Origin of the sequence: Streptomyces siamensis (genome assembly GCF_039543605.1) — a bacterium.
GTDB lineage: Bacteria > Actinomycetota > Actinomycetes > Streptomycetales > Streptomycetaceae > Streptomyces > Streptomyces siamensis.
The window spans coordinates 520,168-541,519 of the sequence record NZ_BAABKB010000016.1; the positions used below are offsets into that span (position 1 = coordinate 520,168).

Here is a 21,352-nt window from a genome sequence, read left to right on the forward strand (position 1 = left end):
GGTTCCCTGGGAGGGCACATGACCCGTATCTCGGTGAAGGTGGACGGCACGACGTACGAGGACGAGGTGGAACCCCGTCTCCTGCTGATCCACTATCTGCGTGACCGGCTGGGCCTCACCGGCACCCCGATCGGCTGCGACACCTCCAACTGCGGGGCGTGCACGGTGGACCTCGACGGGGAGACGGTGAAGAGCTGCTCCGTGCTCGCGGTCCAGGCCGACTCGGGCGAGGTGACCACCGTCCAGGGCCTGGCCCGGGACGGTGAGTGGCATCCGCTGCAGAAGGCGTTCCACGAGCGGCACGCGCTCCAGTGCGGCTACTGCACCCCCGGGATGATCATGGCCGCCCGCGATCTCCTGCGCGAGAACCCGGCGCCGGACCCGCAGGAGGTGCGGGAGGCCCTGGAGGGCAACCTCTGCCGGTGCACCGGCTACCAGAACATCGTGCGCGCGGTCCTCGCCGCCTCCGGACAGGAGGCAACGACATGAGCGACCAGGTCACCGAACGCGAGGTCGGCCGGTCCCGGCCGCGCAAGGAGGACGCCCACCTCGTCACCGGCCAGACCACCTGGACCGACAACATCGACGTCCACGGGCTGCTGCACCTGGCGATCCTGCGCAGCCCGATGGCACACGCCCGCATCCGACGGATCGACGTGTCCCCCGCGCTCGAACAGCCCGGCGTCGTGGCCGCGTTCAGCGGCCGCGACCTCGCCGCGGGCCTCGGCTCGCTGCCCTGCGCCTGGCCCGTCACCGAGGACATGGTGCTGCCCGACCACCCGCCGATCGCGGTCGACGAGGTCCGCTACGCCGGTGACCCGGTGGCGGTCGTCGTGGCCCGGGACCGGTACGCCGCCGCCGACGCGTTGGAGGCCGTCGAGGTCGACTACGAGCAACTGCCGCCCGTCCTCGACCTGGAGGCCGCGCTCGCCGACGACGCGCCGCTGGTCCACTCCGACAAGGGCACCAACCGCTGCTACGTGTGGCCGCTGGCCACCGGCGAGGAGTACCCGGCGGTGCGGCACCGCGCCGACGTCGTCCTTCGCCGGCGCTATGTGCAGCAGCGGCTCATCCCCAACGCGATGGAACCGCGGTCGGTCGTCGTCACGCCGCTCGCCGCGTCCGGCGAGTACACCGTCCACTCCGCCACCCAGATCCCGCACATTCTGCGGATCATGCTGGCCACGGTCACCGGGGTCCCCGAGCACAAGCTGCGCGTGATCGCCCCGGACGTGGGCGGCGGCTTCGGCTCCAAACTCCAGGTGTACGGCGAGGAGGCGCTCGCCCTCGCCGTCGCCCGTCGTCTCGGACGGCCGGTGAAGTGGACCGAGTCGCGATCCGAGGGCTATCTCGCGACCCACCACGGCCGCGGCATGATCCAGGACGTGGAGATCGCCGCCACCCGGGAGGGCAGGCTGCTCGGCCTCAAGGTCGACCTGCTCGCCGACATGGGCGCCTACCTGATGCTCGTCACCCCTGGCATCCCGATCCTCGGCGCGTTCATGTACCCCGCCATCTACAAGATGGACGCGTACGACTTCACGTGCACCGGCGTGTTCACCACCCGCACGCCGACGGACGCCTACCGCGGCGCGGGACGCCCCGAGGCGACGTACGCCATCGAACGGATCATGGACGAGCTGGCCGTGGAACTCGGCCTGGACCCGGTCGAGTTGCGGCGCCGCAACTGGATCGGCCACGAGGAGTTCCCCTACACGGCGATCGCGGGGCTGACGTACGACAGCGGCAACTACGAAGCGGCCACGGACAAGGCACTCGCGCTCTTCGGGTACGACGAGCTGCGCGCCGAGCAGCGCAAGCGCAACGAGAGCGGCGAGACGGTGCGGCTGGGCATCGGAGTGTCCACCTACACCGAGATGTGCGGGCTCGCGCCGAGCCGGGTGCTCCGCGATCTGCGGTACGCGGCCGGGGGCTGGGAGGCGGCGAGCATCCGTATGCTGCCGACCGGCAAGGTCGAGGTGGTCACCGGCACCAGCCCGCACGGGCAGGGGCACGTGACCTGCTGGAGCCAGATCGCCTCCGACGTGCTGGGGGTGCCCTTCGAGGACGTCGAGGTGGTGCACGGCGACACCAGGGCGGCTCCGCAGGGCATGGACACCTACGGATCGCGATCGCTCGTGGTGGGCGGGGCCGCCGTCCACCACGCCGCCGAGAAGGTGGTGGAGAAGGCGCGGAAGGTGGCAGCGCACCTGCTCGAGGCGAGCGAGGACGACCTCGATTTCACGCACGGCGTGTTCTCGGTGAAGGGATCGCCCGAGGCGCGCAGGTCCATCCAGGAGATCGCCTTCGAGACGTTCTCCTCGCACGACCTGCCCGACGGCATGGAACCCACCATCAACGCCGAGCACCTCGTCGACCCGGACAACTTCTCCTACCCGCACGGCACGCACCTGTGCGCCGTAGAGGTCGACACCGAGACCGGGCGGACCACCATCCGCTCGTACGTCAGCGTCGACGACGTCGGGCGGGTCGTCAACCCGATGATCGTCGAAGGCCAGGTGCACGGAGGGGTCGCGCAGGGCATCGCGCAGGCCCTGTACGAGGAGGCCGTCTACGACGACGAGGGCAACCTCGTCTCCGGCACGATGGCCGACTACCTCGTGCCCTCCGCGGCCGACCTGCCCGCCTTCGTGACGGACCGGACGGAGACGCCCGCGACGTCCAACCCCCTGGGCGCCAAGGGAGTCGGCGAGGCGGGCACCATCGCCTCGACGCCCGCCGTCGTCAACGCGATCGTGGACGCGCTGCGTCCGCTCGGGGTGAGCGAGGTGGCCATGCCCTGCACCCCGCAGCGGGTCTGGGAGGCCCTTCGCGCCGCACGGTCCGACGGGCACTCCTCCGGAGGTCCCACAGCGTCCGCGAAGGAGGCGTCGGCATGATTCCCCCGGCATTCGAGTACACGAGGCCCACGAGCGTCGACGAGGCGGTGCGCACGCTCGCCGACGCGGGCGAGGACGCCAAGGTGCTGGCCGGCGGGCAGAGCCTGCTGCCGCTGCTGCGTCTGCGGCTGGCGTTCCCCGAACTCGTCGTCGACGTGGGGCGGATACCGGAACTGCGCGGGATCCGCGAGGACGAGGGCACCCTGGTCATCGGAGCGATGACCACCCACCACGACGTCGTCCGCCACCCCCTGGTGCGCCGGCACGCCGGGCTGCTCGCCGCGGCCACCGCCACCGTCGCGGACCCGGCCGTACGCCATCGCGGCACGCTCGGCGGATCCCTCGCGCACGCCGACCCGGCCGGCGACCTGCCCGCCGTGATCCTCGCGCTGGACGCGACCCTCGTCGCCGTGGGACCGGACGGGCAGCGGTCCATCCCGGCCCGCGAGTTCTTCGTCGACTACCTCCAGACCGCGCTGCGACCCGACGAACTGCTGGTGCAGGTGGAGATTCCGGCCCGCGACGGCTGGGGCTTCCACTACGAGAAGTTCCAGCGCGTCGCGCAGGCGTGGGCGGTCGTCGGGGTGGCGGCACTCGTGCGGCGCGACGACGGGCGGATCGCCGAGGCGCGGATCGGCCTCACCAACATGGGCTCGACTCCGCTGCGCGCCGAGGCCGCCGAGGAGGCGCTGGAGGGCGCCACCGCGGTGGGTGCGGTGCGTCGGGCGGCCGAGACGGCGGCGGACGGCACCCGTCCCTCGTCCGACCCGTCGGCGTCCCCCGAGTACCGTGCGCACCTCGCCCGGGTGCTCACCCGGCGCGCGGTGCTCGCCGCCGCCGGGATGGGGTGAGGAGCCCATCGCCGCCATGACCACGGACGGCCCGAGCGGTCCGGACGAGGTGCGGGCCCGCCTGGAGAAGACGGGGTACCTCGTCGACGACGGGCTGGCCGTGGCCTGCTTCCTGGCACTGCGGCTGCACCGGCCGCTGTTCTGCGAGGGCGACGCGGGCGTGGGCAAGACCGCGCTCGCGTCCGCCCTCGCCGAGGCGACCGGCGCCCCACTGATCCGGCTCCAGTGCTACGAGGGCATCGACGCGTCCCAGGCGCTGTACGACTGGGACTTCCCGCGCCAGCTCCTGCATCTGCGGGCCGCCGAGACGGCGGGTGTCACGGACGCGGACCGGCTCGAAGCCGAGCTGTACGACCGGCGGTTCCTCCTCGCGCGGCCCCTCCTGCGGGCGCTGGAGACACAGCCGTCCGTGCTGCTCGTCGACGAAGTCGACCGCGCGGACGACGAGTTCGAGGCGTTCCTGCTGGAGCTGCTGTCCGAGTACACGGTCACCATCCCCGAACTGGGCACGCTGCGCGCCGAGTCGCCGCCCGTCGTGGTCCTGACCTCCAACCGCACCCGCGAGGTGCACGACGCCCTGAAACGACGGTGCCTGTACCACTGGTTCGACCATCCCGGGTTCGCCCGCGAACTCTCCATCGTCAGGAGGAGACTGCCGGAGGTCACCGACCGGCTCGCCGAGCAGGTCACCGCGCTGGTGCAGGCGCTGCGCTCCGAGGATCTCGTCAAACCGCCCGGGGTCGCGGAGACGATCGACTGGGCACGGGCCCTGCACGCGCTCGGCGCGACCGAGGTGGACGCCGAACTGGCGGTCGTCACACTGGGCTCCGCCCTCAAGTACCGCGAGGACGCGGACCGGGCCCGGGGACTGGACCTCTCGGCGATCCTCGCGGCACGGGAGGGGTGAGACGGCGTGGACGGCACCGACCCGCGCGCCGGCCGCGCCGGGACCTGGCGGCAGGCCGTACCGGGCGGCGATGCGGGCCCGCGGCGTCCGTCCGTTCCCGGAGGCGGCGCCGGTGCCCCGCCGCCGGGCGCACCGGTCGGCGCTGCCGACGGCACCGCGGTGCTCGTGGGCTTCGCACGGGCTCTGCGCGCGGCCGGGGTCGACGCGGGACCCGACCGTGTGCAGGCCCTGCTCGGCGCGCTCGCCCTCCTCGACCCGGCCGGACGGTTCGACGTGTACTGGGCGGGACGGCTCACCCTGTGCGGAAGCCGGGACGACCTGGAGCGCTACGACCGGGTCTTCGCCGCGTACTTCGCCGAGCGGGACACCAGCGGCCGGCCGCCGCGCCCCGTCCCGCCGCCCCGGCGACGGACGGTCGTCCGGGCCGCCGGGGCCCTCTCGCGCGGGGCGACGCGGTCCGGCCCGGACGCCGCCGTGCCCACGCCCGTGCGGGCCGACCCGGCCGATGTACTGCGCCATCGTGACATCGCCGGGCTGACGGCGGCCGAGCGGGAGCAACTGCGCAGGCTGCTGGCCGCGTTCCGGCCGCGCGGCGAGACGCGGCGCTCCGCCCGGCGGCACCCGTCACGGCGCGGCGACGTGGATCCGCGGCGCACGGTCCGGGAGCTGCTGCGGCGCGGCGGTGAACCGGCCCGGCTGCTGCGGCACACCCGGGTGGAGCGGCCGCGGCGGATCGTCCTGCTCGTGGACGTCAGCGGTTCGATGGGCCCCTACGCGGACGCGCTGCTGAGGTTCGCGCACGCCGCCTCGCGCGGCACCCGCACCGAGGTGTTCACGATCGGCACCCGGCTGACCCGGGTGACACGGGAACTCGGGCACCGCGATCCCGACACGGCGATGGCGGCCCTCGCCACGGCCGTGCCCGACTGGCGCGGCGGCACCCGGCTCGGCGAACTGCTGCGGGGCTTCCTCGATCGCTGGGGTGGCCGCGGCATGGCGCGCGGGGCGGTGGTGGTGCTGCTCTCGGACGGCTGGGAGCGTGGCGATCCGGCCCTGCTCGCGGGGCAGATGCGACGCTTGCACCGGCTCGCGCACCGGGTGATCTGGGCCAATCCGCGCAAGGCCCGCCCCGGTTACGCACCCCTGGCCGCCGGGATGGCGGCCGCGCTGCCGAGCGTGGACGCGTTCGTCGAGGGGCACAGCCTGGCCGCGCTGGAGCGTCTGGCGGCGGTGGTGAGAGGAGCGGACCCTTGAGGGAGACGTGTCCCACGGCGGAGGGAGCGCACGATGCGTGAGATCCTCCCGGCGCTGCACGAGTGGTACGCGGCCGGGTCCCCCTTCGGACTCGCCACGGTGGTCGCGGTCAGCCGGAGCGCGCCCCGCGATCCCGGCGCGGCCATGGCGGTCGGTCCCGGCGACGAGGTCGTGGGCAGTGTGTCCGGCGGATGTGTGGAGGGCGCGGTCTTCGAACTCGCGCGGGAGGTCGTCGCGTCGGGCGAGGCGCGGCTGGAGACCTTCGGATACAGCGACGAGGACGCGTTCGCCGTCGGGCTCACCTGCGGCGGCGAGATCACGGTGCTCGTACGCCGGGTCTCGCCGGCCGACGACCCGGCCTTCGCGGCGGTGGCCGAGTCGGTGGCCGCGGGCCGCCCGGTGACCGTCGCGACGGTGATCGACGGACCGGCGCCGCGCGGCGCCACGCTCGCCGTGTGGCCGGACACCGAATCCGAACCGGGCCCGGCGTCGGACTCGGGGGCGGGGACGAGTACGACGCAGGACTCGGGCGCGGGTGCGGGCAGTGTGTCAGGGATCGACACGGCGGCGGGCACCGGCACCGTGTCCGGGCGCGGCCCGGCGGTCACACCCGGCACGGCCGCGGCGGCGGGTACGGCCGCGACGACGGGTACGGCCGCGACGACGGGCGCGGACGCGACGACAGGCGCCGGCGGGGCAGCGGACGCTGCTACGCGGTCCGGCGCGGCGACAGCGGGGGCCGTCGGGGTGGCCGGGGTGGCCGGCTCGCTCGGCACGACCGGCCTGGACGTCGCCGTCACCGCCGACGCGCGGGGCGAACTGGCCCTCGGCGCCACCGGACAGCGGCACTACGGCCCGCACGGCGAGCGCCGCGAGGACGCGGTGAGCGTCTTCCTCCACTCCTTCGCGCCGCCGCCGCGCATGCTGGTCTTCGGCGCGATCGACTACGCGGCGGCGGTCGCCCGCATCGGTGACTTCCTCGGCTACCGCGTCACCGTGTGCGACGCCCGCCCGGTCTTCGCCACGCCGAAGCGGTTCCCGCCGGGGGTCGAGGTCGTGGTCGACTGGCCGCACCGCTATCTGGGCGGGACGACGACCGACGCACGCACCGTGATCTGTGTCCTCACCCACGACCCGAAGTTCGACGTGCCCCTGCTGGAGGTGGCCCTGCGCAGGCCGGCCGCGTACATCGGCGCGATGGGCAGCCGTCGTACGCACGACGAACGCATGGAACGGCTGGCCGAGGCGGGCCTGACCGAGCGTGAACTGTCCCGGCTGCGCTCACCCGTCGGTCTCGACCTCGGCGCGCGCACGCCCGAGGAAGTGGCCGTGTCCGTCGCCGCGGAGATCGTCGCGCTGCGCTGGGGCGGCACCGGGACGCCCCTCACGGCGACGGCCGGGGCGATTCATCCGAGGTAGCCGGCTCCCGGCGGGCTCCGCGCGATTCCGGTCCAGGAGGAAATGATGGATCTGCACCACGAGTTCACGGTCCCCGTTCCGGTCGAGGAGGCGTGGCACGTGCTCCTCGACATCGAGCGCGTCGCCCCCTGCATGCCGGGCACGACGGTGGAGGAGTACGACGGCAAGACCGTGACCGGCTCGGTGAAGGTCAAGGTCGGGCCGATCACCCTGACGTACCGGGGCAGCGCGGTCTTCGAGGAACAGGACGAGGAGGCCCACCGGTTGGTGCTGGTCGCCACCGGCAAGGAGACCCGCGGCCAGGGCACGGCACGGGCCCGGGTCACGGGCACGCTCGACGGACGGGCGGACGGCACGCTCGTGTCGGTCCGTACCGATCTCACGGTGACGGGACGGCCTGCGCAGTTCGGGCGGGGTGTGATGGCGGACGTGGGCGACAGGCTGGTCGGGCGGTTCGCCGACTGTCTCGCGGAACGGCTGGGCGGTGCGCAGCGATCGCCGAGCCCGCGGCCGGCGGCATCGGAGGCCGGGCACGGCGCCGACGCCGGATCCGGGGTCGAGCCGCCCGCCGAGGCCGGACGGCTCGACGGGCCGGCGGTGACGGCGCGTCCGGAGGCGGAGCCGATCGACCTGTTCGGCACGGCCGGGGTACCGGTCGTCAAACGTCTCGCGCCCGTCGCCGCTGCCGTCGTGGCGGTCCTGGTGCTCCTGCGCATACGACGGCGGGTGCGGCGCCGCTGACCGGTTGCCGTGCCGGCCCAGGGCGGTGCCGTCGATCGCGCCACGCTCCCCCGGACCGCTCAGCTCCCGGAGCCCGGCGTGCGCGGCGGCAGCCGGTGCAGGGTCACCTCGGACAGCCGCCCGTCCGTGACCGTCGCGGTCATGTACGTGCAGTCGGGCTGGCGGCGGCGGTCGGTCGGGGAGCCCGGGTTGAGCAGGCGCAGACCCGTCGCCGCGGTCGTGTCCCAGGGGATGTGGCTGTGCCCGAAGACCAGGACGTCGAGGTCGGGAAAGCGGTCCGCGCAGCGCTGCTCGCGGCCCTTGGCGGCGCCGGTCTCGTGGACCACTCCGAGGCGCAGGCCGCCCAGATCGGCGCGGGCGACCTCGGGGAGGCGGGCGCGCAGGGCGGGTCCGTCGTTGTTGCCGTACACGCCGATGAGGGTGCGGGAGCGGTCCTCCAGCAGGTCCAGGGTGGCGGTGTCCACCCAGTCGCCCGCGTGCACGACGACGTCGGCGCGCGGGAGTTCGGCCAGGAGCGCGGCGGGAAGCTGTCTCGCCCGCTTGGGGAGGTGGGTGTCGGACATCAGCAGGAGGCGCACGCGGCCAGGGTGTCACCCGCGGCAGGCAGGCGCACCGTCCGCGGGCCACCGCGCCCGCGTCGGACGGCGGACCCGCCGAACGGCAGGCGCACGCCCGCCACGTGTCCCCACCAGGCATCAGGCGCACGCCCGCCACATGCCCCCACCAGGAATCAGGCGCACACCGTCCGCGGGCCACCCGCCCACAGACAGGCGCACTCCCTCCGCGCCCGTCACTCGCCGAGCAGGATCTCGCTCCACACCTGCTTGCCGCCGCTCACCGGCACCGTCCCCCACGCCGCCGACATCGCCTCGACCAGGAGGATGCCGCGGCCTCCGGTGGCCTCCCAGCCGATGCTGGTGGGCTTGATCGGGGTACGCGGCGAGTTGTCGGCGACGGCGATCCGCAGCCGGTGGTTGATGAGGGTGAGGTCGAGTCTGACCTGACCGCCGGTGTGGACGAGCGCGTTGGTGACGAGTTCGGAGACGACGAGGAGCACGGCGTCGACCTCGTCGTCGACGCCCCACGACCGCAGCGTCCGCTTGGTGAAGCGCCGGGCGTGCCGGACGGCTTCGGGGACGCGCCAGATGGTCCAGCTCTCGCGGAGCGGGCGCCGGGCCATGCCGTCGTAGCGCATCAGGAGCAGGGCGACGTCGTCGCTGCGGTTGGCGTGGGCCAGCAGTCCGTCGGCGACGAGCCCGAGGTGGCCGGGGTCGGACGCCGCGAGGCCCCTGGCCAGTCGGTCGAGGCCGTCCTCGATGTCGATCTCGACGGACTCCACGAGCCCGTCGGTGGTCAGCGCGACGATCGTGCCGGGCTGGAAGCGCAGCGGGCTCATCGGGAAGTCGGCCTGCGCGACGACGCCCAGCGGGGGCCCGGTCTCCGATTCGGGGACCTCGGTGCTGCCGTCCGGGTGACGCAGCACCGGCGGGAGGTGCCCGGCGCGGACGTACCAGGCGGAGCCCTCCTCCATGTCGACGTCGACGTAGCAGCAGGTGGCGAAGAGGTCGGTCTCCAGGTCCATCAGGAGCCGGTTGGCGTGCGAGACCACCACGTCGGGGGGATGGCCCTCGACGGCGTAGGCGCGCAGGGCCGTGCGCATCTGGCCCATCAGGGTCGCGGCGGACGCGTTGTGCCCCTGGACGTCGCCGATGACCAGGGCGACGTGGTTGTCGGGCAGCGGGATCACGTCGTACCAGTCGCCGCCCACCTCCAGGCCCGCCGTGGTCGGCAGGTAGCGGGCGACGGCGACCGCGCCCGGAAGCCGTGGCAGACGACGCGGGAGCAGGGTGCGCTGGAGCATGCCGATCAGTTCGTGCTCGGCGTCGAAGGCGTGGGCGCGCACCAGGGCCTGGCCGGCGAGGCCCGCGGACGCGGTGAGCAGGGCGCGCTCCTCGGGGCTGAACTCGTGCGGGGTGTCCCAGCCGATGAGGCAGGCTCCGGCCATGCGGCCGCCCGCGGGGAGCGGCAGCACGGCGAGGCCGCCGGGTCCGACCTCGGCGAGCGCGGGTTCCAGGGGTGCCCCGGCGGGCCAGACGGCGGGCCGGCCCTCGTTGAGGGCGGTCGCGAGCGTCGGCATCGCGCGGACCGGGGCGTCGGGCCACTCCGTGCGCCATTCGGTTCGCCACAGCTCGGGCCAGTACTCGGGCTCGGGCGGGTCCAGGACGGTGACGACTAGGCGGTCGCCCTCCAGCTCCGCGAGGGCGATCCGGTCGGCCTGGAGGGGTTTGCGCAGGGCCGCGACCACGGCCTTGCCGACGTCCCGGACGGTGCCGGCGGTCGCCAGGGCGGCGGCGAGCCGCTGGACGCGCGTCACGTCGTTGACGCCGGCCCGCAGTTTCGAGGCGTCGGAGACGGTGCCGACGAGGCGGGCGGAGCCGCCCTCGGCCGCGGGCAGGAGCCGTGCGCGCATCCGGAGCCACTTGTGCCCGCCGGAGGGCTGGAGGATGCGGAACTCCAGCTCCCGGTCGCCGATGGACATGTGGTCCGCCTCCACCGTGGACATCAGTGAGGGCAGGTCCTCGGGCACGGTCATCGACAGGAGTGTCTCGACCTTGCCGTCGAAGTCGGCGGGGTCCAGTCCGAACAGGTGCAGTACGTCGTCGTCGACCTCGACGTGCCCGGTGTCCATGGAGAGGCTGAACTGGCTGGCCTGCAGTTCCTCGGCGCCCTCGGCCTCGGCGGGCGGCGGACAGACGGCGGCGTCCGCGACCAGGCCCAGGCAGTCGCGGTCCTCGCCGCCGAAGCCGTCCTGGTCCTCGGTGACGGCGATCAGACAGCCGCCGCCCCGCAGGGGGTGCGCGGCGAGCGAGACGTCCTGGGACGACAGCCGCGGGGCGTCGGCGCAGCGGGCGAGTTCCCCGGGCCCGAGGAGACGGGGCCGCCCCGAGCGCAGTGCCTCGGCGGCCGGGGATCCGCCGGACAGGGGATAGCGGTCGCGCAGCCCGTACAGCGTTCTGGGCACTCCGGCGGACTCGGCGAGGTGCAGTTCGTCACCGCCCGGCCCTGGCGCGTAGACGGCGACGAAGGTCGCGGGGGTGAAGACGAGCGCCTGTTCGAGGACGCGGCGCAGCCGCTCCCGCGGGTCCAGGTCGGCGGCGAGCGTCTTGAGGGCAAGTTCGGCACGCGGCGTTCGCGTTCTGCGTCCCGTAGCGCCCTCACTGACCACGTCCGTCATTACAGCGCTTCCGGAGCGCTCGCGCAGCCCCTGTGACCGTTCCGGACCTGTCGGGCCTGCACGGGAACCCGGATGTCCGAACGCAGTCGAACAGATCTTGACGCGTGCGTTCCGCACGGTGATCTGGTGACAGGCGTGACTGTCGGTGCCCCCGGACGGCTGGAAGGCTCGGTGACACACGGCCGAGGGGGACATGGCATGGACAAGCGGTACGAGGTCTACGCGCTGGCCGACAGACACTTCTATGAGACTCCGGACCGGATGGCCGGCGGTGTCGGGAGCGCTCCTCCCGCCTACCGGACGGCGCTGCGCGAGGTGCCGGAGGGCTGGCGCGCGGCGCGGATCGGCGACTGGCTGACGCTGACGCCCGTCGACCGGGACGGCGTTCCGCTGCCGGGGCCGGCCCAGGGCTGGAAGGTCCACGTCTCGGCCACCCGGGACAACGCGGAGAAGATCGCCCGGATCGTGTGGGACTACTGCGTGCCCCGGCTGATCCCCTTCAAGTTCGTGCCGGGTCCGCATCTGCTGCATCTGCGCAACGCCAAGTACGCCGCCCGCGACACGAGCGGGAAGTTCGTGACGGTCTATCCGGCGGACGACGAGCAGCTCCACCGGGTGCTGCGCGAACTCGGCGACCTGCTGGAGGGCTTCGAGGGGCCGTACGTCCTGACCGATCTGCGCTGGAACGAGGGGCCGCTCTACGTGCGGTACGGCGCCTTCGCGCGCTCCTTCGTCGTCGACGAGCGCGGCACGCTCGTCCCGGCCGTGCGCGACGGCGGGGGACGGCTCGTGCCGGACCGGCGGCAGCCCTCGTTCCAGGTACCGGAGTGGGTGACCCTGCCCGCCTTCCTGGAGCCGCAGCTGGCGGCCCGGAACACGACGACCGTCGGCGAACTGCCGTACCGCATCGAGAAGGCACTGCACTTCTCCAACGGCGGCGGGGTGTACGCCGGCACGGACACCCGTGACGGGCGCAGGGTCGTCCTGAAGGAGGGCCGGCCGCACGCCGGGCTCGCCTCGGACGGCGCCGACGCGATCGCCCGCCTGGAGCGGGAGAAGTACGCGCTGGAGCGGGTGTCCGGGCTGGGCGTGGTGCCGGAGGTACGGGACTGGTTCACGCTGGGCGACCACCGCTTCCTCGTCATGGACTTCGTCGAGGGGCGCCCCCTCAACGCGTACTTCGCCGAGCGGCACCCGCTGCTCACCCCGGAACCCGATCCGACGGCCGTCGCCTCGTACACCGCGTGGGCGCTGCGCATCCACCGTGCCGTCGAGGAGGCCGTCGAGGCGGTGCACGGGCGCGGGATCGTCTTCAACGACCTGCACGTCTTCAACATCATGGTCGCGCCCGACGAGGAGTCCGTGTGCCTGCTGGACTTCGAGGCCGCGGCGCCCGTCGAGGAGAACGGCCGTCAGGTGGTCGCGCACCCGGGCTTCTTCGCGCCGCCGGACCGGACGGGCGCCGCCGTCGACCGGTACGCGCTGGCGTGCCTGCGGCTCGCGCTGTTCATGCCGGTCACCACGCTCTTCGTGGTCGACCGTCACAAGGCCGCCCATCTGGCGGAGGTGATCGCCGGGCAGTTCCCGGACGTGCCCGAGGAGTTCCTGGCCGAGGCCGTCCGCGAGATCACGGGCGACGGTCGCGGCCGTCGGGTCCCCGCGGAGGCCGTCTCCGGGACGACGGACGACGATCGTGGCCGGCGCGCGCCGGGCGCGGGGAGCGGCGGTGACCACGCCGGCCTGTCCACGCCGGTCCCCGGGGAGCGAGGGGCGGGCGCGCCTCCGTCCGCGGCTTCCCTCCGGGGACCGGTCTCCTCGCTTCCCGACCCCGGCGACTGGCCCCGCAGCCGTGACTCGATGGCCGCGGCGATCCTGGCGTCGGCCACTCCGGAGCGCGACGACCGGCTCTTCCCCGGGGACATCGCACAGTTCTCCGACGGCGGCGGGCTGGGGCTCGCGCACGGGGCCGCGGGCGTGCTGTACGCGCTGGCCGTGACAGGGGCAGGCCGCTACGAGGCGGGCGAGCGCTGGCTGCTCGACCACACCGATCCCCCGCCGGTCGGCACACCACTCGGCCTGTACGACGGGCTCGCGGGCGTCGCGTACGTCCTCGATGAGCTCGGCCACCGGCGGCGCGCGCTCGACCTGGTCGAGCGGATCCTCGCGGAGCGGTGGCAGAACCTGTCGTCCGGCCTGCACGGCGGACTCGCCGGACTCGGCCTGGTCCTCGGCCGTCTGGCCCGCACGGCCGGCGAACCGGAGCTGGAACGGCACGCCGCCACGGCCGCGGACCTGCTCGTCGGACGGCTCGCCGAGGCACGGCCCGACGCTCCCCGTCGGCGCGCCGGACTGCTGCGCGGCGCGAGCGGCCCCGCGCTGTTCCTGTTGCGGCGCTACGAGGCCACCGGCGACCCCGGGCTCCTCGATGCGGCCGCCGCTGCGCTGCGGCTCGACCTGGACTGCTGTGTCGTCCAGAAGGGCGGCGGCCTGGAGGTCGACGAGGGCTGGCGCACGCTCCCCTATCTCGGGGACGGCAGCGCCGGATTGGGGATGGTCCTCGACGACTACGCGACGCTCGCGCCCGGCGGCGCGCCGCCGGAGTTCGAGCGGGCGCGCGCCGCCGTCCTGACCACCGCGACCTCGCGGTTCTACGCGCAGCCGGGTCTCTTCCAGGGCCGCGCCGGGATGATCCTGCACCTCAGCCGCACCGGCGTTCCGGGAGCCCGCCCCGAGCGGCTCGCCGAACAGGTGGCCGGGCTCGGCTGGTTCGCGATGGCGTACCGAGACCGGCTGGCCTTCCCCGGACACCAGATGATGCGGCTCTCCATGGACCTGGGCACCGGAACGGCAGGGTGCCTGCTCGCACTGGGCGCGGCCCTGGGCGACGAGGTCCCCTCCGGACTGCCGTTCCTGCCGCCGCTCGACGGCGGCCCCCGCACGCGGCTCCGCGACACGACGGAGTCGTGAACCACACACGGCTGCGCGACGTGGCGGAGCCGTGGCCCGACACCCCGTCCCCGACCAAGGGAAAGGACACGAGATGGCACTTCTCGACCTGCAGACGATGGAGTCCGACGAGCACACGGGCGGCGGCGGCGCGAGCACGGTGAGCCTGCTCTCCTGCGTCTCCGCCGCGAGCGTGCTGCTCTGTCTCTGACGTCACTGCGCGGGCACGGCCCCGGGCGGCGCTCTCCCCTCTGCGGGGAGGGCCCGTCCGGGGTCCTTCGCCGCGCCGGGAATGCGAGGGGCTCCGCCGCGTGACCACTCCGGACGACATCCGCACGACTCCCCCGGCCCGGCTGCCGCGCGCGACGGTCCGGCAGAGCCGAGCCCGCTGCACGGTCCTCTTCCTCACGACCACGGCCGCCGCGGCCGCGAGCCTGCTGCTGCCGGCCGCGCTGGGCCGGGCCGTCGATCTCCTGCTCGCCGGACCCGGCGGCGGCCGACCCACCCCGTGGGTACTCGCGTGTGCCGCCCTCGTCCTGCTGCTCGCCGTGCTCGACGCCGTCGAGACGGTCCTCTCGGCGACCACGAACGCCCGCGGCACCGCATGGCTGCGCAAACTGCTCGCAGGGCACGTGCTGGCCGTCGGACCACGGGCCGCGGGCCGGTTCGGTACGGGTGACCTCGTGGCACGCCTGGTCGGCAACGCCGCCCACGCCGGGACGGCGCCCGCCACCGCCGCCGCGCTGCTGGCCGCACTGGCCGCCCCCCTCGGTGCCGTCGTGGCGCTCTGGCTCGTCGATCCCCTGCTCGCCGCGGTGTTCCTCGCGGGAGCCCCGCTGCTCACGCTGCTCCTGCGCGCCTTCGCCCGCGACGCGTCGCGCTGTGTGGCGCGTTACCAGGAGGCCCAGGGCCGGATCGCGACGGGCCTGGCCGAGGCGCTCGGCGGGTTCCGTACGATCGCCGCCGGCGGGACCGCCGGCCGGGAGACGGACCGGATCCTGCGCCCGCTGCCCGAACTCGCCCGGGAGGGCCGCCGGATGTGGCAGGTCCAGGGGCGCGCCGCCGCACAGGCGGTCGCCGTCGCCCCGCTCCTGCAGATCGGGGTGCTGGCCGTCGCCGGTGTCCTGCTCGTACGCCATCGGCTGTCGGTCGGTGACGTCCTCGCCGCGTCCCGGTACGCGGTGCTCGCCACCGGAGTGGGCGTGCTGGTCGGGCAGTTGTCCGGGCTGGTCCGTGCGCGCGCGGCCGCGCGGCGGCTCGGTGAGCTGCTGGAGGAGCCGCCGATCCCGTACGGAGGCGGTGAACTGCCTCCAGGAGAAGGCAGGTTGGAGCTTCGGGGGGTGAGCGTCCGGCGTGCCGGGCGTGTCGTGCTCGACCGGATCGACCTGGTCGTCCCCGGCGGGTCCACGCTGGCCGTGGTCGGTCGGTCCGGGTCCGGCAAGTCGCTGCTCGCGGCGCTGGCGGGCCGGCTGGCCGATCCGGACGACGGCGAGGTCCTGCTCGACGGGGTGCCCCTGCGCGAACTGACCCGGGACGAGCTGCGCGGAGCGGTCGGCCACGCCTTCGAACGCCCCGCCCTGCTCGGTGACACCGTCGCGGACACGATCGGCCTCGCCCTCACCGCGCCGTCCCGGGACCGGGTGGTGGCGGCGGCCCGCACGGCCCGCGCGGACAATTTCGTGCGCCGGCTGCCCGAGGGGTACGCCACGCCGTGCGCCGATGCCCCGCTCTCCGGCGGCGAGGCCCAACGCCTCGGCCTGGCCAGGGCGTTCGCCCAGGACGCCCGCCTGATGATCCTCGACGACGCCCTGTCGAGCCTCGACACGGTCACCGAGCACCACATCGCCGAGGCCCTGTTCCGGCCCGCTCCCGGGAGCAGCAGGCTGATCGTCGCGCACCGGGTGTCCACGGCCGCGCGGGCCGACGCGGTGGTGTGGCTGGACGGTGGCCGGGTCCGCGCGTGCGGGCCGCACGAACGGCTGTGGCGACTGGCCGGATACCGCGACCTGTTCGCCGCCGGACGGCAGCGGGACGACGGCGTGCGCCGAACGGCGGCGGCACGGGACGTGGAGGAGCGGCCGTGACCCACCACTACCGGCGCGGACTGCGGTTCCTGGGCGCCCGGTGGCCCGTGGTCGTGCGGCTGGCCGCCTGGTCGGTGGTGGAGACCGGCCAGACCTTCCTCATGGGGTACGCGCCCGCGCGGGCCCTGGACGACGGTTTCCTGGTGGGGCGTTCGGACGTCGGGCTCGGCTGGCTCGCGCTCGCCGCACTCGCCGTACTGGCCGGGGCGTACGGCACGAGCCGGGTGTACCGGGCCGTCGCCGCGCTCGTCGAACCCCTCCGGGACGGGCTCGTACGGAACGTCGTGGGGCGGGGCGTGCGGGACGGGGACGGCGCGGCGCTGTCGGGGCTGACCCAGCAGGTGGAGATCGCCCGGGACACCTTCGCCGGTCTGGTGATGGTCTCGCGCTCGTTCCTGTTCACGTCCGCGGGGGCGCTGGTCGGGCTGTGCTCGCTCGACCCGTTGCTCCTGCTGGTCGTCGCTCCTCCGCTGGCGGCCGGAGTGGCCCTGTTCGTGGTGACGCTGCGTCCGCTGGCGCGCCGGCAGCGGACGTTCCTCCTCGCGGACGAGGAGCTCGCCTCCCGGCTGGGCGTCGTGTGCGCGGGGCTGCGGGACGTCACGGCGGCAGGCGCGGAGGACCGGGTGGGCGCCGAGCTGGGTGCGCGCGTCGACTCCGAGACGCGGGCGGCCCGTTCGCTGGCCCGCTGGGGCGTGCTGCGCGTGGCGTCCCTGACCGTCGGCGGGCAGCTCCCCCTCGTCCTGCTGCTCGTCACCGCCCCGTGGCTGCTGGCGCACGGTGTCACCACGGGCGCGCTCGTCGGCGCCCTCTCCTACGTCGCCCAGTCACTGCTCCCGGCACTGCAGAATCTGGTCCACGGCCTGGGCACCAGCGGTTCCCGCCTGGTCGTCGTCCTCCAGCGCCTGGCCCCGCCGGCCGTGTCGGCGCAGCCCGAGGGTCCGGCCGCCCCGGCACCACCGGCCACCCCGTCCGCACCGGCGGCGCTCCCGCGGCCCCGCCGGCCCCGACCGGACCCCGCCGAACCCGCCGGGCCCGCGCGGCGGCACCCGAGCCGCGCCGAGCCCGCGCGAAAGGACACAGGCCGCGCCGAGCCCGCGCGAAAGGACAGGAGTCGCGCCGGGTCCGCGCCGGAGGACACCAACGGGGCCGCCGCCCTCCACCTCGCCGGGGTCACCTTCGCGTACGGTCCCGGCAGCGACCCCGTCATCGAGAACCTCGATCTGCGACTCCCCCACGGAACACATCTGGCCGTCGTGGGTCCCAGCGGAATCGGTAAGTCGACACTCGCCGGCCTCGTCGCGGGGCTCCTGGAGCCGGTGCGCGGCGAGATCCGGGTGCACGGGCACCCGGTGCCGGGCGAGGCGGCCGCCGGGCGACGCGTCCTCATCCCCCAGGAGGCGTACGTCTTCACGGGCACACTGGCCGAGAACCTGGGGTACCTGCGGCCGGACCCGGTACCTGAGGCGGAGCTGCGGGCGGCGGCCCGGACGGTCGGGCTGGACGAGCTGCTGGACCGGCTGGGCGGCCCGTCGGCCGAGGTCGACCCGGCCGCCCTGTCCGCGGGCGAACGCCAACTGATCGCGCTGACCAGGGCGTATCTCTCGTACGCACCGCTCGCGCTGCTCGACGAGGCGACCTGCCACCTCGATCCGTCGGCGGAGGAACGCGCGGAGCGTGCCTTCGCCGCGCGTCCAGGCGGCACGCTCGTGGTCGTCGCCCACCGTGCCGGCTCGGCCCGTCGCGCCGGGCGCGTGCTGGTCATGGACGGACGGTGCGTGGACCTCGGGGTTCACGAGGACCTGCTGGATCGCTCGTCGCTCTACCGCGACCTGATCGGCGGCGGGCCCGCGGGCTCACAGCCATCCCTCGCCCCGCGAGATCCTGATGGCGTCGATGCGGTTGCGGGCCCCGGTCTTGCGCGTGATCGCCGCCATGTAGTTGCGCACGGTCCCGTGGGACAGATGGAGGCTTCCCGCGATCTCGGCGATGGAGGCTCCGGCGGCGGCGAGGGAGAGCACGCTCAGCTCGCGCCGGGTCAGCGGCATCTGGGCCGCCTTGAGGAACCCGAAGCCCAGTGAGTCGTCGACGAAACGTTCCCCCTCGGCGACGCGGCGTATCCCCGACACCAGCCGCTCCGGAGATCCCTCCTTGTCGACATAGCCGAGGGCGCCCGCCTCGGCGGCCCGCCTGAGCAGGCCGGGCCTGTTCGCACGGGCAAGCACGAGAAGCCGCGGCGCCGCGGCCCCCGCTCCCCGCCCGCACAGTTCGGCGAGCGGCGGTATGCCGTACGTGTCGGCGCAGTCCAGATCGGCGGCGCAGACGTCCGGCCCGAGCGAGCGGACGTGGCCGGGCGCGCTGCGCCACGGGGTGTCGTACACCCCGAGGTCGGGCGTTCGGCGCAGCCATTCCGCGAGTACCTGCCGCACCAGACACGCGTCGTGCACGAGTAGTACCCGGATCACGTCGGCTCCTCCAGGTGACCGATCGACGGCATTGTCGTCCTGAGCGCGTGCCCATTGTTGGCGTTCGCGACCGTTCATGGGCGCGGAGAACCGGCCAAGAGGGTGCGCGGGGGCGCATGGGGAGCACCCACGCGCCGCCTCTGCTTCGAAGCAGGAGGCATGGCCGTGGCCGTCGTGGGTAGTGCCGCGCCGGCCCGCCGGGCACGCTCGCCGTGCGCGATACGGCCCCAGGAGGGAGCCTTGTGCCCTGAGCAGTCGTGCGGCCCCGCGAGGAGGTGGTCGGCGTGTCCGACTGGCAGGGGGCCAAGCAGGCACCGGCGAGCCGGCCGGCGCCGGTCGGACGCCCGCTGCTGTCGCTGACGCTGACCTCGATGCTGGACGACGTCCACGCGCACTCCGGAGCGGTGTACCTGCTCGCGGACCACGAGCCGGTACTGGAGATGGCCGTGATGGCGGGGCTGCCCCGGGCGTTCGCGGCACCGTGGGAGCGGGTGGGGCTGAGCGCGCCGATCCCGGTGGCCGAGGCCGTGCGCAACCGGCGGCTGATCTGGGTGAGCGGCGAGGAGGAGATGGCCCGCCGCTATCCCCGGATCGCCGTGGTGCTTCCCTATCCCTTCGCGCTCGCGGCGATGCCGGTGGTGACCGAGCACACGGCGTACGGCGCGGTCTTCGTGACCTGGCCCGGCTCGCATCCGCCGGACCTGTCCGACCGTGAGCGCGTCCAGCTCACCGCCGCCTGCGACCGGCTCGCGCTGCGCCTGGAGCGCGCCGCCGAGGAACGCCGGCCGGTGCCCCCCGAACCGGACCTGCTGACACCGTCCGCGGGAACCACGGCCGGCACCCTCGGCACGCTGGAGGCGACCCGCATGGTGGCCCGGCTGCCGTACGGGCTGTGCGCGCTCGACCTGCACGGACGGGTCAGCTACGCCAACCCGGCGACGGCGGAGCTGCTCGGCCTGCCGGTCGGCCGGCTGCTGGGCACCCAGCTGTGGGCGTCCGTGCCGTGGCTCAACGACCCCGTGTACGAGGACCGTTACCGTGCCGCGCTGCTCAGCCAGCACGTGACCTCGTTCGTGGCGCTGCGACCTCCGGGCGAATGGCTGTCGTTCCGGCTGTATCCGAGCACGACCGGTCTGAGCGTGCGGATCTCGCGGGCCCGCGCGGTGTCCGAGATGACCCGGGCGGGACCGCAGCCCGGCGACGGCACGCCACGCCTGGTGACCATCTCCCACGTGCTGAGCCTGGCGAGCGCGCTCACCCAGGCGGCGGGCGTGCAGGACGTGGTGCAGCTGGTCGCGGACGAGATCGCGCCCGCGGTCGGCAGCCAGGCGCTGGTCGTCCTCGCCGCACGGGCCGGGCGGCTGCATGTGCTCGGGCACCGGGGATACCCGGACCCGCAGGTCGTGGACCATCTCGACGGGGTGCCGCTCACCGCCCCGACGCCGGGAACGCAGGCGCTGAAGACCGGGGCTCCCGCGTTCTTCGGCTCGCGGGCGCAGCTGGAGCGCCTCTACCCGGCCCGGAGCAGGTCGCCCGACGGCATGGCCGCGTGGGCGTACCTGCCGCTGGTGGCCTCGGGTCGGCCGGTGGGCACCTGTGTCCTGGCGTACGCGCAGCCGCACCCCTTCCCCGCGGACGAGCGCGCCGTCCTGACCAGTCTGGGCGGTCTCGTCGCGCAGGCGCTGGAGCGTGCGCTGCTGTACGACGCCAAGCACCAGTTGGCCCATGGTCTGCAGGAGGCGCTGCTGCCGCACTCCCTGCCCGTGCTGCCCTCGATCGACGCGGCGGCCCGCTACCTCCCGGCGGCCCGGGGCATGGACATCGGCGGGGACTTCTACGACCTGGTGCCCTCCCAGGGGCGGGCCGCGGCGGTGATCGGTGACGTCCAGGGGCACAACGTGACCGCGGCGGGCCTGATGGGGCAGATCCGTACGGCCGTGCGCGCGTACACGACGGTGGGCCAGCCGCCGGAGGAGGTGATGCGCAGCACCAACCGGCTGCTGATCGACCTGGGCGTCGACCTCTTCGCCAGCTGTCTCTACCTGAGCCTCGACCCCGCTCACGAGGTGGCCGTCATGGCGCGCGCGGGTCATCCGCCGCCCCTGCTGCGGCGGCCGGACGGGAATGTCCGGGTGCTGGACCTGGCCGGCGGGCCCCTGCTCGGGATCGACGCCGACGCCAGGTACCCGACGACGGAGGTCCCCCTCGCACCCGGCTCGCTGCTCACGCTCTACACCGACGGACTGATCGAGTCGCCCGGCGTCGACATCGAGGACTCCCTCGCCGACCTGGGCCGGCGGCTCGGCGAGATCGGTGACCTGCCGCTCGACGCGCTCGCGGACAGCCTCGTGGGGCACGGCGGGACGGAGTCCCGGGAGCGACTCGACGACGTGGCGCTGCTCCTGTTGCGGGCACGGGCCCACGACTGAGGCGGCAGGCCCCGCGGGGTGACCGCACACGCAGCGGTCCGGCCCTCCCGCCGGAGGGCCGGACCGCTGTCACCGCCGGCCGGGACGGCTGTTCCCGGCCGGTCAGTGGTTCCCGTGTCCCGGA

At 74.4% G+C, this 21,352-nt stretch carries 14 protein-coding genes and 1 pseudogene; 12 read left to right on the forward strand and 3 right to left on the reverse strand.

Annotated elements, in window-relative coordinates; translation table 11 throughout:
• The first annotated feature begins 18 nt into the window (after positions 1-18).
• From ABEB03_RS22915 to ABEB03_RS22945, 7 genes are read left to right on the forward strand one after another with little or no spacing between them, the layout of a single operon-like run.
• Positions 19-489, forward strand: a complete 471-nt coding sequence (locus tag ABEB03_RS22915) for a (2Fe-2S)-binding protein (RefSeq protein ID WP_095938229.1) — start codon at positions 19-21, stop codon at positions 487-489.
• Entirely contained in the window at positions 486-2,900 is a 2,415-nt protein-coding gene (locus ABEB03_RS22920; RefSeq protein WP_345652371.1) for a xanthine dehydrogenase family protein molybdopterin-binding subunit, read from the forward strand. The genes ABEB03_RS22915 and ABEB03_RS22920 overlap by 4 nt, the downstream gene beginning before the upstream one ends.
• Positions 2,897-3,751: an FAD binding domain-containing protein gene (locus ABEB03_RS22925; RefSeq protein WP_345652374.1), complete on the forward strand. Its 855-nt coding sequence runs from the start codon at positions 2,897-2,899 to the stop codon at positions 3,749-3,751. The genes ABEB03_RS22920 and ABEB03_RS22925 overlap by 4 nt, the downstream gene beginning before the upstream one ends.
• A gap of 16 nt (positions 3,752-3,767) precedes the next feature.
• A complete protein-coding gene (locus ABEB03_RS22930) occupies positions 3,768-4,658 on the forward strand; it encodes an AAA family ATPase (protein WP_345652377.1) in 891 nt (296 codons plus the stop codon).
• Positions 4,659-4,664: 6 nt separating this feature from the next.
• Complete coding sequence (locus ABEB03_RS22935) at positions 4,665-5,912, forward strand: vWA domain-containing protein (RefSeq protein WP_425589282.1); 1,248 nt, start codon at positions 4,665-4,667, stop codon at positions 5,910-5,912.
• Between the two features lie 33 nt (positions 5,913-5,945).
• Positions 5,946-7,331: an XdhC family protein gene (locus ABEB03_RS22940; RefSeq protein WP_345652380.1), complete on the forward strand. Its 1,386-nt coding sequence runs from the start codon at positions 5,946-5,948 to the stop codon at positions 7,329-7,331.
• A 45-nt stretch (positions 7,332-7,376) separates the two neighbouring features.
• The gene (locus ABEB03_RS22945) at positions 7,377-8,072 is read left to right on the forward strand and encodes an SRPBCC family protein (RefSeq protein WP_345652384.1); all 696 of its coding nucleotides are present in this window, start codon (positions 7,377-7,379) and stop codon (positions 8,070-8,072) included.
• A 59-nt stretch (positions 8,073-8,131) separates the two neighbouring features.
• Here the strand turns inward: ABEB03_RS22945 and ABEB03_RS22950 are convergent, their stop codons facing one another.
• Together ABEB03_RS22950 and ABEB03_RS22955 are read right to left on the reverse strand one after the other, a co-directional pair.
• Positions 8,132-8,650, reverse strand: a complete 519-nt coding sequence (locus ABEB03_RS22950) for a metallophosphoesterase family protein (RefSeq protein WP_345652388.1) — start codon at positions 8,648-8,650, stop codon at positions 8,132-8,134.
• A gap of 212 nt (positions 8,651-8,862) precedes the next feature.
• A complete protein-coding gene (locus ABEB03_RS22955; protein WP_345652391.1) occupies positions 8,863-11,307 on the reverse strand; it encodes a SpoIIE family protein phosphatase in 2,445 nt (814 codons plus the stop codon).
• A gap of 198 nt (positions 11,308-11,505) precedes the next feature.
• Here ABEB03_RS22955 and lanKC point away from each other — a divergent pair, with 198 nt between their 5' ends.
• The 4 genes and pseudogenes from lanKC to ABEB03_RS22975 form a co-directional block, all read left to right on the forward strand.
• Entirely contained in the window at positions 11,506-14,274 is a 2,769-nt protein-coding gene (gene lanKC / locus ABEB03_RS22960) for a class III lanthionine synthetase LanKC (protein ID WP_345652394.1), read from the forward strand.
• A 73-nt stretch (positions 14,275-14,347) separates the two neighbouring features.
• Positions 14,348-14,464 (forward strand): SapB/AmfS family lanthipeptide, encoded by a 117-nt coding sequence (locus tag ABEB03_RS22965; protein WP_010988897.1) that lies wholly within the window; start codon positions 14,348-14,350, stop codon positions 14,462-14,464.
• Between the two features lie 100 nt (positions 14,465-14,564).
• On the forward strand, positions 14,565-16,337 hold the full coding sequence (locus ABEB03_RS22970) for an ABC transporter ATP-binding protein (protein ID WP_345652407.1): 1,773 nt from the start codon (positions 14,565-14,567) through the stop codon (positions 16,335-16,337).
• Positions 16,338-16,714: 377 nt separating this feature from the next.
• Positions 16,715-17,962 (forward strand): annotated as a pseudogene (locus tag ABEB03_RS22975) (ATP-binding cassette domain-containing protein); the annotation flags it as partial.
• A gap of 228 nt (positions 17,963-18,190) precedes the next feature.
• Here ABEB03_RS22975 and ABEB03_RS22980 read toward each other — a convergent pair.
• Positions 18,191-18,799 carry a response regulator transcription factor gene (locus ABEB03_RS22980; RefSeq protein WP_345652410.1) on the reverse strand — a complete coding sequence of 203 codons (609 nt, stop codon included), beginning with the start codon at positions 18,797-18,799 and terminating at the stop codon, positions 18,191-18,193.
• 275 nt (positions 18,800-19,074) lie between these two features.
• Here ABEB03_RS22980 and ABEB03_RS22985 point away from each other — a divergent pair, with 275 nt between their 5' ends.
• Entirely contained in the window at positions 19,075-21,228 is a 2,154-nt protein-coding gene (locus tag ABEB03_RS22985; protein WP_345652721.1) for a SpoIIE family protein phosphatase, read from the forward strand.
• Positions 21,229-21,352 lie beyond the last annotated feature (124 nt).